General features: G+C 64.6%; 12 protein-coding genes and 1 pseudogene. 2 read left to right on the top strand and 11 right to left on the bottom strand.

Translation table 11 applies throughout. From position 1 onward, the window contains the following. The 11 genes from D769_RS14865 to D769_RS14820 form a co-directional block, all read right to left on the bottom strand. Positions 1–1,135 (bottom strand): thymidine phosphorylase family protein (locus D769_RS14865; RefSeq protein ID WP_008646327.1); only part of this gene is annotated, 1,135 nt, incomplete at its 3' end. Continuing rightward, entirely contained in the window at positions 1,132–2,490 is a 1,359-nt protein-coding gene (locus D769_RS14860) for an MBL fold metallo-hydrolase (protein WP_008646326.1), read from the bottom strand. The genes D769_RS14860 and D769_RS14865, both read right to left, overlap by 4 nt. Before the next feature lie 26 nt (positions 2,491–2,516). After that, positions 2,517–3,014, bottom strand: coding sequence for a TPM domain-containing protein (locus D769_RS14855; protein WP_029309011.1), 498 nt, complete (start codon positions 3,012–3,014; stop codon positions 2,517–2,519). A 1-nt stretch (position 3,015) separates the two neighbouring features. After that, on the bottom strand, positions 3,016–3,924 hold the full coding sequence (locus tag D769_RS14850; protein ID WP_008646324.1) for a TPM domain-containing protein: 909 nt from the start codon (positions 3,922–3,924) through the stop codon (positions 3,016–3,018). A gap of 1 nt (position 3,925) precedes the next feature. Then, positions 3,926–4,537 (bottom strand): LemA family protein, encoded by a 612-nt coding sequence (locus D769_RS14845; RefSeq protein ID WP_008646323.1) that lies wholly within the window; start codon positions 4,535–4,537, stop codon positions 3,926–3,928. Further along, complete coding sequence (locus tag D769_RS14840) at positions 4,534–5,844, bottom strand: MFS transporter (protein WP_008646322.1); 1,311 nt, start codon at positions 5,842–5,844, stop codon at positions 4,534–4,536. The genes D769_RS14845 and D769_RS14840 overlap by 4 nt, the downstream gene beginning before the upstream one ends. 37 nt (positions 5,845–5,881) lie before the next feature. After that, on the bottom strand, positions 5,882–8,338 hold the full coding sequence (locus D769_RS14835) for a heavy metal translocating P-type ATPase (RefSeq protein WP_029309012.1): 2,457 nt from the start codon (positions 8,336–8,338) through the stop codon (positions 5,882–5,884). A gap of 33 nt (positions 8,339–8,371) precedes the next feature. Next, a complete protein-coding gene (gene ppk2 / locus D769_RS14830; RefSeq protein ID WP_008646319.1) occupies positions 8,372–9,235 on the bottom strand; it encodes a polyphosphate kinase 2 in 864 nt (287 codons plus the stop codon). 176 nt (positions 9,236–9,411) lie between these two features. Next, entirely contained in the window at positions 9,412–10,062 is a 651-nt protein-coding gene (locus D769_RS14825) for an isoprenylcysteine carboxylmethyltransferase family protein (RefSeq protein ID WP_008646317.1), read from the bottom strand. Continuing rightward, positions 10,059–10,307, bottom strand: a complete 249-nt coding sequence (locus D769_RS31085; protein WP_008646314.1) for a DUF2933 domain-containing protein — start codon at positions 10,305–10,307, stop codon at positions 10,059–10,061. The genes D769_RS14825 and D769_RS31085 overlap by 4 nt, the downstream gene beginning before the upstream one ends. A gap of 10 nt (positions 10,308–10,317) precedes the next feature. Next, a complete protein-coding gene (locus D769_RS14820; RefSeq protein WP_008646311.1) occupies positions 10,318–10,719 on the bottom strand; it encodes a hypothetical protein in 402 nt (133 codons plus the stop codon). Between the two features lie 379 nt (positions 10,720–11,098). Here D769_RS14820 and D769_RS32690 point away from each other — a divergent pair, with 379 nt between their 5' ends. Continuing rightward, on the top strand, positions 11,099–11,902 hold the full coding sequence (locus D769_RS32690; RefSeq protein WP_008646309.1) for a MerR family DNA-binding protein: 804 nt from the start codon (positions 11,099–11,101) through the stop codon (positions 11,900–11,902). Between the two features lie 796 nt (positions 11,903–12,698). Beyond that, positions 12,699–12,984: pseudogene (locus D769_RS14810) on the top strand (HlyD family secretion protein); the annotation flags it as partial.

Below are 12,984 nucleotides of genomic sequence, written 5' to 3'. Positions count from 1 at the left end.
CCAGCCGCAGCGCGCGCTCCCTCAGATCGGCCGGGGCCTCAGGTGTCCCCTGCAGGACGGCCAGCACGTCGCGTGCTTCCAGTGCGGGGCCGATCCCGCGGCCGACCGGCTGCTCGCCGTCGGTGATGCGCAACGACACCTGCAGCCCGATGGCGCTACCCACCTCCTGCAGGCGCCGGCCGAGCGACGCCGCGGCGTGTGTGCTGCGCACTTTCGCGGTCGCGCCCACCGGCAGGTCGATCAGCACATGGGTCGAGCCGGCAGCGGCCTTCTTGGACAGGACCGAGGCCACGAGCTGCCCTTCGCTGTCGAGATCGAGCGGCCGCTCGACGCGGATGAGGATGTCGTCGGCGGGGCTGAGCCGCACCGAGCCGCCCCACACGATGCAGCCGCCCGTGCGCTCGACCACGCGCCGCATGCTCGGCACATCCAGGTTGACGGGCGCCAGCACCTCCATCGTGTCGGCTGTCCCGGCCGGTGAAGTGATGGCGCGCGAGGAGGTCTTGGGCATCGTGAGGCCGCAGGCGGCCACGATGGGCACCACGAGCAGGGTCGTGCGATTTCCAGGCAGGCCGCCAACGCAGTGCTTGTCCACCACCAGCGGACGGCCCCAATCGATGCGGTCGCCGACAGCGATCATGGCTTTTGTGAGCGAGACCGTCTCCGCCAAGTCCAGGCGATCGCCGGCGCAGGCGGTGATGAACGTAGCGAGGTGCAGGTCCGAGTAGCAGCCCGCCGCGACGTCAGAGATGATCGCGCCGAACTCGGTGTCGCTGAGGGAGTTGCCATAGACCTTGGCCCGGACATGGCTGAGCGAATCCAGCGGTGGCGCATGGGTGACCGCGACCGGCTGGCCCGGCTCCGCACCCAGCGATGCCCACGCCGACTCGGACAGACCGGCGACGTTCTCGGCCAGCCACTCACCGTCGACGACACTGAGCGTCGCCACGATGCTTCGGCGGCCGGCCGTCAGTTGCACTCGTGCCTGGGTCGTGAAACCTTCAGATCGACAGATCGGACAATCACGCCGCATGTAGACCACCGGCTCCTGGTAGGTGTCGATGCCCGTGCGCCACGCCTGTAGCGTGTCCCCGGCCTCCTTTGCGCGGCCAGCTTCGTGCAGTTGCGCTGTCATGCAAGCTCCACGGTCTGCAGGTAGTCGGGCACCGAGACCGCCCAGCCGAGTTCATGGTCAATACGCGAGCGCAGCGCATCGGCCGCCTCGGGCTCGCCGTGCGTCACGAACGTGCGGCGCGGCGTCTGCGTGAAGCCGCGCAGCCACGCGATGATCTCGTCGGCATCGGCGTGGGCGGAGAGGTTGTCGATTGAGGCCACCTCGGCGCGGATCGGCACGTCTTCGCCATGGATGCGAACGGTGGACGCACCGTGCAGGATCGCCGCTCCGCGGGTTCCACCCGCCTGGTAGCCGGCGAACAGGATCGTGTTGCGCCGATCGGGCGCGAACGACTTCAGGTGGTGAACCACGCGGCCACCCGTGGCCATGCCGCTGGCGGAAATGATCACCATCGGCCCGCGGCTGGCACTGAGCGCCTTGGACTCCTCGACCTTGTTGACGATTCTCGCGGCGTGGCACATGCCCTCGCACTCCTCGGGCGAGAGGCGATGCTCATCACGGTGGGTGTGGTACAGCCGCGTGGCATCGATGGCCATCGGGCTGTCCAGGTATACCGGCAGGTGCTGGATGCGGCCCTGCTTCTTGAGCTGGTAGATGCCATACATCAGGCTCTGGGCGCGGCCGACCGCAAACGCGGGGATGACCACGACGCCGCTGCGGGCGGCGGTCTGATTGATCACGGTCTCCAGTTTTTCCAGCGCGTCAGTCTCTTCATGCTTGCGGTTGCCGTAGGTGGACTCCACCAGCAGGTAGTCCGCGCCCGGGACCTGCACCGGCGGGCGCAGCACCGGGTCATTCGGGCGGCCGATGTCGCCGGAGAAGAGCACCGACCGCTGCCCGTCGCTGAGGTGCACGAAGGCGGAGCCCAGCATGTGCCCCGAAGGCTCCAGCCGGGCGGTGAGTCCGGGCAGGGCCTCGAAGGCCTCGGCGAACGGACGTGGAGCGAAAAGCTTCAAGCAGCGCTCGGCATCCTCCCGCGTGTACAGCGGCAGTGCGGGCTTGTGCTTGGAGAAGCCGTGGCGGTTGGCGAACTTCGCCTCTTCTTCCTGCAAATGGCCACTGTCGGTCAGCAGGATCTTGCACAGCTCATGCGTCGCGGACGTGCAATAGACCCGCCCGCGAAAACCCTGCCGCGCCAGCAGCGGCAGGTAGCCGCTGTGGTCGATGTGGGCATGGGTGAGCACGACTGCGTCGATCGACTTGGGCGCCACCGGCAGCGGCTCCCAATTGCGCAGCCGCAGCTGCTTGAAGCCTTGGAACAGGCCGCAGTCCACCAAGATGGTCGCATCGCCATGGCGCAGGAGGTATTTCGAACCGGTCACGGTGCCCGTGGCACCCAGAAACTGAAGTTGCATGGAAGGTATCCAAGGATGTTGTCGTTCTAAAGAAGGACCGGCCGATCAGGCAACTCGTTGCCGTGGCCCGCGTCCCGCGGAAAGTGCTGCATCAACAGGTGGCTGACGGCGGCGATGCCTTCCATGGCGCCGGCCTCGAAGCGTCCCTGCGCAAACTGGGCTTCCATGCGCTGACACACGCCCGACCACATGTCGGCACCGCAACAGGCATGGATGCCGCGATCGGCCACGATCTCCACCGCCCGGTCGGCCAGCAGCACGTAGATCAGCACCCCGCTGTTGTGCGCCGTGTCCCATACGCCCATGCGAGCGAACAGGTCCAGCGCTCGCTCGCGCGCCGATTGGCCTCGCCACAGCGGCGATCCGTCCAGCGCGCCCTCAACCACGAAGCGCAACTGGCCGCCGTGCTGGGATTCGCCCGTTCGGATAGCCTGCTCGATCGTGTTCAGAGCGCGCGTCGGGAAGGCGCGGCGTACCGCACGGTCCGTGGTGGCGAGGTGGCTAAGAAGTCGTTGAATGTTCATCTCACCACCGTCCCGAAGCGCCACCGCCACCAAAGCCGCCGCCACCGCCGCGGAATCCGCCGCCGCCGAATCCAGCGCCAGGCCATCCACCACCCCGATGGTGCCCGTGCATGCCGCCGTGGCCGCCCATGCCGATGCCCAGCAGCGTGACAAAGAATCCAGCCAGTCCCGCCATTGTGGCCACTGCGAGGGTGCCCACCACCAGCCACGCCGCGGCACCCAGCACGCCTGCCGTGACCACGGCGCCAGGGACACGGCCGAGGGCGTTGCGCAGTAATCCGCCCAGCATCAGGGCCACGATGAATAGGAAAGGCCAGGCCTGGCCAATGTCGTTGGTCCGGCTTTGCCGCCTCGGGTCCGCCGCAGGCAGGGCCTCGCCGTCGACGATGCGCATGATCTGTTCGACACCTGCCGCGATCCCACCGTCGAAATCGCCCTGACGAAAGCGCGGCGTGATCACTTCGTCGATGATGCGCCGCGCCACCACGTCGCTCAGCGCACCCTCGATGCCGTAACCGACTTCGATGCGCACGGCGCGATCGTCCTTGATGACCAGCAGCAGTGCCCCATCGTCCACCTTGCGGCGGCCGAGCTTCCACTGTTCGACCACCCGCATGGCGTACTGCTCGACCGGTTCGGGCCGCGTCGAGCGGACCATCAGCACCGCGATCTGTACGTTCTCGCGTTCCTCGAAGGCACGAAGCTGCGCATCCAGCGCGGCGACCCGACCGGCGGCGAGCGTCCCCGTGAGGTCGGTGACACGCGCCTGCAGCGGCGGAACAGCGACCAGTTCCTGCGCGAACGCGACCGTCAGGAACAGGCTCAGCAACAGCCAGGCCAGGATGCGGGCCAGCCGCAGGTGGGCGGGGTGGGCGGCCGGGTACGGCGCCGCTGTTCTCGTCGCGCTCATGTCAGGGGCGCGACGCCGGTGCCGCGGCGCCGAAATCGACCTGTGGCGGCGTGGCCATCGCCTTCTCGTCGGCGACGGAGAAGTTCGGCTTGACGTCGTAGCTAAATACCCTGGCCGTGATGTTGGTCGGGAAGCTGCGCGTCAGGACGTTATAGTCCTGCACCGCCTTCACATAGCGCCCGCGTGCCACGGTGATGCGGTTCTCGGTGCCTTCGAGCTGGGCGCGCAGGTCCTGGAAGGCCTGGTTGGCTTTAAGCTGCGGGTAGTTCTCGCTCACCACCAGCAGCCTGCTCAGCGCGCCGGACAGCTCACCCTGCGCTGCCTGGAACTTCTGGAACGCTTCGGGGTTGTCGACGAGTTCCGGGGTGGCCTGGATCGAGGTAGCCTTGGCGCGCGCTTTGACGACCCGGGTCAGCGTCTCTTGCTCGAAGTTGGTCTCTCCCTTTACCGTCGCGACGATGTTCGGGATCAGGTCGGCGCGCCGCTGGTACTGGTTCAGGACCTCGGACCAGGCAGACTTGGTCTGTTCGTCCCGCCGCTGGAAGTCGTTGTAGCCGCATCCGCTCAGAGACAGGGCAAGCGCTGCGAGCAAGGCCGTCAGGAAAAGTCTCATGGTTTGGTCTCCGTGGAACTGGATGAAGTGGAACAAGGTGGAGCTGTCAGCAGGGCTGGGTTCGCTGGCCACCACTGCCGCGGAATCAGTAAAAAGGCGAGGGCGACCGCCAACGGGACGGACAGCCATGCGAAGCTGTTCTGCATGACGGTTCCGAACAGCCAGCCAGCGACGGCCGATCCCAGCGTCTGCCCGAAGCCTGCTGCGGCGGCGAGGCCACCCATCGCAGTCCCGAGCCGCCGACGTGTGGAACCCGCGGCGAGGTAGGCAATGGTGGGCAGCACGATGCCAGTGCCCGCGGCCGTGAGACTCACGCCGACGTACATCCAGGTCTCGCTGCCATGGCGGGCCAGCATCGCGAGTCCCGCGATGCCCAGGACCATGCCGGCAGCCAACACGCGGCGGGGATCAGCGCGCTCGAGCAGGCCGGTGAAGAACAGAACCGCGTTGACGCCCAACATCACCAGGCTGCATTCGGCGAACATCAACGACACCTCGCGCGACGAGAGATCGGGATGACGCTGGCCCTGCAGCACGATGCCGAGTTCAAAGCCGGCAAGCACGAACATGACCACGCCGTTGAGCAGCCAGAGCGTGATGGACCGGCGCTTGGACGCACTGTCGTCATCGCCTTCGTCCCCATCTTGAAGGGGCGACGGTGCAGGTAGCGTGGCAGCCAGACCCAGCATCATCAACACGCCCAGCACCGCCGAGAGTCCGATCACGAGGCTGGTCGCTGACCCTTGTACGAGGGCGGTGAAGAAACCCAGGCCGACAAGGCGATCGGCGGCGGCGTTCAGGCCGGGCCCGAACAGGAAGCCGAACAGCGACATCGCGCCCAACCATGCGAAGCGCTTGGCGCGTATCGCCTGCGGCGTGTACTGCGCGACGAGCGCCGGCACCACCGGCACGACGGCGGCGACAAAGAAGCCCGTGGCGCCGCGCAGCGCATAGATGCCGACCACGCCCACAGATTCTGGGCGCAGCAGCGGAAGCAGGCTCGCCACATAGCCGATCAGCCCGACCAGCAGCACGCGGGCGCGTCCCAGCCTATCCGCCAGCACGCCCCACAGTGGCGCCCCGACGAGGATTCCGGCCGTGTAGATGCCACTGAGGTAGCCGACATGACGCGCGAGCACTGCTGGATCGGCGTCGCCCATCAGAGGGCGCAGCCAGTCGGGAATCAAGGGCATCAACGCGCCATACCCGGCCGAGACGACGAACACGGCCGCCGCCAGCCAGCCCAACTGCACGACTCCCAGGTCGCGCTGAGGGGCCGGCGCGGCTTCGGGCGGCGGCGATTGCATCGGGTGGGTCTCGACCATCGTGGCTCGCGGCACAGGCTCACGCGACCGCTTGCACGTTCGCGTGAGACGTGACGCGCTTGATCCCCGGCAGGCGCGTTCGCTTGAGCATCAACGCATTGATGGCGACGATCGCGGAGCTGCCGGACATCGACAACGCGGCGACCTCGGGCGACAGCGTGAAGGGGTAAAGCACCCCAGCCGCAAGCGGGAAGGCGATCACATTGTAGCCCACGGCCCACCAGAGGTTCTGGTGCATCTTGCGCAGCGTCGCGCGGGAGAGTTCGATGGCCCCTACGACGTCGTAGGGGTCGCTCTTCATCAAAACCACCTGGGCGCTTTCCATCGCGACATCCGTTCCGGCGCCGATCGCAAAGCCCACGTCGGCCTGCGTCAGCGCCGGAGCATCGTTGATGCCGTCGCCGACCATGCCCACCTTGTGGCCCTGCTGTTGCAGTTCCTTGATCTTGGAGGCCTTCTGCCCAGGCAGCACGTCCGCAAGGACGATGTCGATGCCCAATTCCTTGCCGATGCGCTCGGCGGTCGCCTGGTTGTCGCCTGTCAGCATCGCGACCTTCACGCCCCGCGCCTGTAGCTTGGAGATCGTCTCCCGCGAGGTCGGTCGAACGGCGTCTGCGATCGCGATGATGCCGATCAGCCGGCCGCCGCGCGCGACATGGACCACGGTGCGCCCGCCGCCTTGCAGCCGCGTTGCCTCGCTGGAAAGGGCGGCCAGGTCCACCTGCTCCGACTGCATTAGCAACCGGTTGCCGAGCAGCACCGTCTCGCCCCCGATGGTGGCCCGTGCGCCTTGCCCATCGATGTTGGTGAAGTTCTCCGTGACTTCGGTCTGCATGTCGCCAGCACGTTTCAGCACTGCGAGTGCAAGGGGGTGCTCGGAGAACTTCTCCACGGCGGCAGCCGTCGTCAAAAGCCTGGTTTCATCGACACCGGGCGCGGCGACGATCTCGACGACCTCCGGCTGTCCAAGCGTCAAAGTGCCGGTCTTGTCGAACACCACCACTGTCAGCTTAGTGGCGTTCTCCAGCGCGGCCGCATTCTTGAAGAGAATGCCGTTCATCGCCCCCAGGCCGGTCCCGACCATGATCGCCATCGGCGTGGCCAGGCCCAGCGCATCGGGACATGCGATCACGAAGACAGTGATGGTCAACGTGAGTGCGAACAGCAGCGTCTGGCCCATTGCCCAGTACCAGACGCTGAAGGTCAACAGGCCAATCACGATCGCTGCCAGCACCAGCCACTGCGACGCCTGGTCGGCCAGCAGTTGGCCGGGGGCCTTCGAGTTCTGGGCTTCTTGGACCAGCTTGACGATCTGGGCCAATGCCGTGTCCGCACCGACTTTCGTGGCCTTATAGCGAAAACTCCCGCTCTTGTTAATGCTGGCGCCCACGACGGTGCTACCCACCACCTTCTTGACCGGCATCGACTCGCCCGTCAGCATCGACTCGTCGACCTGCGAAGCCCCTTCGACGATCTCGCCGTCGACCGGGATTTTGTCTCCAGGCTTGATCACCACCAGTTCACCGGCCACGACCTCGGCGGTCGGCACCTTGGTCTCGACGCCATTGCGCACGACGGTGGCCATCGGCGGCGCGAGGTCCATCAGTGCCCGAATCGCGTCGGAAGCGCCCGCGCGGGCGCGCATCTCCAACCAGTGGCCCAGGAGGATGAAGACCAGCAGAACCGCCGCCGCCTCGTAGAACACCTCGCTTTCGTAGAAGAAGGTCGCGCCGACGCTGAACAGGTATCCGACGCCCACCGACAGCACGACCAGTGTGGCCATGTTGGCAACACCGTTGCGCAAGGCCCGCCAAGCGGCGATGAGGAATGTCCAACCCGGATAGATGATCGCCGCGCTCGCGAAGATGAAAAGGAAAAGCTTATTGTTCAGCCCGAACGGCGTCTGGAAGTCGCCGAACATCTTCCCCATCGGCGAATAGAAGAACACCGGGACCGAGAAGATCAGCGACACGAAGAACCGATTGCGCATATCACGGGCCATGTCCTGCATCGACCCCGACCCGTGCCCCATGTCGTGCATCATATCGGCCATGGCGGGGTCGCCTGCGTGACCCTGGTGCCCGGCATGGGAGGTCGGCGAGGCGGCCGTCTTCGCAGTCGCTCCGGCTGCAGGGGCGTGCCCCAGATGCCCCTCATGCCCCGCGTGATCCTTCTGCTTCGCAGACACGGCATGATGGGCGTGCCCGTCATGGCTGCGGCCCGCCGTACTGCCCGTGGCGGGCTCGCACACATGCTTCGGTGTCAGTTCGCCGCCGCAGTGATACCCACACTCGGCGATCCGGTCACGCAGGTCCTCGACGCTGAGCTGCCCATCGTCGAAATGTACCGTTGCACTCCCCGCGACATAGTTGACATCGGTATGATGAACGCCTGGAAGTTGCAGCAGCTTGCGGCGTACTCCCTCCGCGCTCAGGCTCGAAACGAGCCCTCCGACCTCGACGTTGATTGATTTCATGGATGGTTCTTCCTGTTCGCTGTGTTCGTGTTGTCAACGTGCGAGTCGGCCCGAGTCCAGGCATTCCTCTGAGAACTCGAAGACGATCTCCCGATCGGGAGCGATGAGCTTGTTCTTCTTACCGGCGTAGTGAAGCCGGAAGAGGATGTCCTTGATCAGGTTGAGCCTGGCCAACCGCTTGTTGTCGGCGAGCACGACAGACCAGGGAGCTGCGGCGGTGTGCGTGCGCATGAACATCTCGTCGCGCGCCCGCGTGTAGTCATCCCAGTGCTTCAGTGCTACGGCATCCACCGGGCTTGACTTCCACTGCTTGAGCGGGTCGCGGCGGCGTTCATCGAGCCGGCGGCTCTGCTCCTTCTTGCCGATGTCGAGGTAATACTTCAGCAGCTTGATGCCGGAATTGACCAGCATCTCCTCGAACTTGGGCACGGAGTTCATGAACTCCTCATGCTGCTCGGCCGTGCAGAAACCCATTACCGGCTCCACGCCGGCGCGGTTGTACCAACTGCGGTTGAACACAACGAGTTCTTCGCCAACCGGCAGGTGCGGCACGTAGCGCTGGAAGTACCAACCGGTGCGGTCCCGGTCGGAGGGTTTGCCGAGCGCGACGACCCGGGTTTCCCGAGGACTCAGATGTTCGACAAGCCGCTTGATGCTGCCGTCCTTTCCCGCGCCGTCTCTTCCCTCCAGGAGGATGAGGATTCGGTCGCTGCACTTGATGAAATGACGCTGCAGCTTCACGAGTTCTATCTGCAGCATGTGCAGCAGCGCCTCATAGTCCTCGTGGCCGATCGAGCGTGCGGCTGGCTCGTCTCGCGGCGAGCCGTGTGCAATATCGCCGGCGTTCACGTGAGCCTTGCTTTTCGCGCCTCTCGCGCCCTTCTTGTTCTTTGTCATGGGGTTCTCCGTTAGGCCTTCTCGTTGCAGGCGGCATTGCTCGATAGTGCTCCGGCACCCGATGGGGCACTATCATCAGGTCCGCATGCGAGCGGCACGGGGGCACCATCGCAAGGACCGTACGCTGCAGCTAGGACGGTGTGTAGGCGGGTTGAGGGCGGCGAATCGCCTTCATATCAGCCTCGCTGGCGCGGACTCGAGAGGGATGGCAAGAAGCGCGGTGTTCGCGCGGCGTAGGCATCGAACTCGGCACCGAACTGCTTGCGCATGTCGGCTTCCTCGTTGATCGCCAGCCGCGAATACATCACGACGAGGAAGGGGAACATCAGCAGCGTCAGTAGCGTCGGCCACTGCAGCAGGAAGCCAAGAAGGATGGCCACGAAGGCCACGTACTGCGGGTGTCGAATCCTGGCATAGGGTCCGCTCACCGCTAGCTGTCCGCGTTTTTGTGCGCTGTATAGCACATTCCAGGCGCTCGACAGGAGCCAGAAGCCGCCGCCGATGAAGACGTAGCTCGCAATATGTAGCGGGCTGAAGTGCGGGTCGCCCTTCTCGCCCAGCAGCGTCGACCAGAGATGGCCGCTGTTGTGAGCAAGCAGGTCCAAACTCGGATATCGCGTCTGAAGCCAGCCGGAGAGCAGGTACAGCGTCAACGGAAAGCCATACATCTCGACGAACAGCGCGACGATGAACGCTGCAAATGTCCCGAAAGTTCGCCAATCACGCGAGGTCTGCGGCTTGAAGAAACTGAAGGCGAACATAATGAAGACCGCCGAGTTCATGAGAACGAGCAGCCATAGCCCATAGGCGGGCGCATCGTGATTCATGTGCGATCTCCATGTGTCGTTTTAGCCGGCTTGCAAAGATCGCTTGCTGCAGCATGACGATGCATCAGCACATGGGCAACGACGCATGTTGCGAGAAGGACCGGCGGCAGAGCAGCCAGGTAGTGGGCCCCGTGTTCCGTGAACAGCATGTAGATGCTTGCGCCCGAGAAAGCCAGAAAGCCCAGGAACCATCGCGAGCGTGAAAACGTCGGACTGGAGGGGCCGATGCGGTGAGATGCTGTCATGGCGTCCTCCTCACTTCACCGACTCGGGCAGCCGGTCCATCATCAGCTGCATCATGGATTGGCACATGTCCATGCGCATTTCGAGCATTCGCTGCCTCTCGGAGGGCGGCGCCGACTCTGTGCCTTCCTTCATAGCGCTCATCATCGCCATGCCGTCCCGCATCGCCGGCATGTGCTCGGCCATCAGCGCTTTGCGCTCCTCGGGGGTCTTCGCCGCCACCATCCTTTCGTGCATTGCCTGCATCGACTTCATTTGAGCGTCCATGCCCTCGACGCTCGGCACCAGCGGCGCCGCGGCCGTAGGTGCGCTCGAACCCGCAGGATGATGGGCTTGATGGTCGTCTTGCGCGAACGCAGACAAGGTGACAAGGGCGGCGCCGAAGACGACCGCGATGCAACGCACGAATGCCATTACTTGCTCCTTTAGCCGTAGGTATTTGTCGTGGGGGGGCGAACCATATGTCGTTGCCAGCAGACAAATCCCATATTAAAACTCCGTAGCCGGGTACAGAGTCAAGGTTGCGCGTGCCGGGTGTGACCGGCACAGCTGCTCCTAGAAGGAGGCGTTATAGCGCGAGACGTGCAAACAGCAGCCAGGCTGGCGGCTGTGGAGGAGCCCGCTGGTGGCTTCTCGATGGGATGGCTTGCGAAGCCAGGGCCGAGGTCAATTCCTGGGCGGTATAAGAAGGGGACGGAAGCCCAACAAGGTCGAATGCGAAGGTCGGCGTCTTCTGAATTGCAGACTGGTTGACCTCGTCGCAGAGTTTCAGGCAAGGGGCCTTCGACGGGTCATGGCTCCCCTCTTCATGCTGCCCATGGGCGCCCTCATGCGCCCCATGCGCGTGACCTTGGTCGTGCCCATGTCCAGCAGCATGATGGTGCTGCTGCGGGGACTCCAGCAGGCAGGCATTTGCCATCCCGGTCGCAAGCGCAAACAACCATACCCCCAGCACCATCCACGCGATGGCGCGAATCCTGCGGGAATTGCGGGGGTTGAGAAGTCTGCGCATGTGCGGCCCATATACCCAATGGCAGTAATGCTATGCGCAGGCAAGTTGCGAGATATTGATCTCGATCAAATGAAGGCAGGGGTCAACTACGCAGTACTGCGTTATCCTGCCATGGTCATGAAGAAAACGGTAGATTCCTCGATGAACGAAGGTCCGGGCGATTGGATGACTGTCGGCAGGCTGGCGAAAGTCGCTGGCGTCGGTGTAGAGACGATTCGCTATTATCAGGGGCGCGGGCTCTTGCCGATCCCGAAGACTGCCGGCAGCTTTCGGCATTACCCCGCTTCAATGGTTCAGCGGATCGGCTTTATTAAGCGTGCACAGAGCCTGGGCTTCTCGTTGGACGAGGTGGGATCGCTCTTGGACCTGGAGGACGGACGGAATCGCCGGGCCATTCAGACCGTGACGCGGCGGCGCCTTGAACAGATTGACGAAAAGGTCGGGGATCTTGAGCGCATGCGAGATGCTCTGCGTGACATGCTCGTGCGGTGCGAGGAGACGGGGCAGGCCTCCCCTTGCCCCATCATCGCTGCACTTGTTGGTCCTCCTCCGGACCCGCAGCCGCTTACCAATCGATTGCGATAGCTCGCGGGAACAACGTCGCTGGAGACGTGCGCGAAAAGCTGAGGATTCTGAGGATTCCTCGCAGGCACCGCCGCTGCTGCCTGGCCGCGGCCCCTTGACATTGACACAGTGGTAAGGTGAGTGATCTGCGCGGAGCGTAATTGGCTGCTACTGAGCCTTTTTCCTGCGCCCGACGATACCTGATTGCTTGCGTCTGACCCAACTTGGGATCGCCGTTCGGCGACGCAAGACCGTCCGGGCTTCCGTCAAACGCCTCCCGATCACGCAGAGCAAGGCCTCGGGACGGTCCAGGAATACGTTGCCTGCCGTGTCGAGAAAGGAAATCCGATTGTTGCGCAGGCTCTCGGCCATTTTGGGCGAGAAGGGTCGACTACTGCCTTATGTGGATTGGGCAACGGAAAATTGCCTGGCCGACTCCCGTTGGACCGGGTTCGGCCAGGAGTGGCCATCGACTGTTGTCGCCCAGAGCAGACGCTCAAGGATCCGCCTACCGCCCTAAGACCTTGGGCGGTGGGCGCTAACCGCCGGCACAACAGGGGGCAGGCTTGTGCCGCCATTTGGGTTCCCCGCCGGTGCCCGGTCCTGTGCGGAAAAACCGAAGGATCCTTCTACGGCGGCCTTGCGAACGATCAAGGAAGTCGTTCCTGCAGGAGCTTCCCCCCGCAAACGGGGCTTGTGCAGCGCATCAACGGATGTAGCATGATGCGCTTCATCGCCCCCCTGGGTACTGCGGCGCCTCGCTGCGCCATCGTGCCCGCCAGGCCCGGGGTACCTGCAACGACTCAACGAGTAGTAAATGAAGAACAAACTCCGCTGGGGCCTGCTGGCCTTGCTCATAGTGCTGCTCGGCGCTGCGGCCCTGTGGTGGGGGTACGGCCGGGGCGAGCGGTGGCCGGCCGATATTGCCCACGCGAACGGTCGCCTGGAAATGGCGCGCGTCGACGTGGCCGTCAAGTACGGCGGCCGCGTGGTTGAGTTGCCCGTGCACGAAGGCGATGTGCTGGCCGCCGGGGCGACAGTGGCACGCCAGGATGACGCGGAACTGCGCGCCCAGCTCGAGGCCGCCATGGCCGCGCGAGCCC

It is taken from the genome of Cupriavidus sp. HMR-1, from assembly GCF_000319775.1.
Lineage (GTDB): Bacteria > Pseudomonadota > Gammaproteobacteria > Burkholderiales > Burkholderiaceae > Cupriavidus > Cupriavidus metallidurans.
This window is presented reverse-complemented; position numbering and strand designations above follow the sequence as displayed.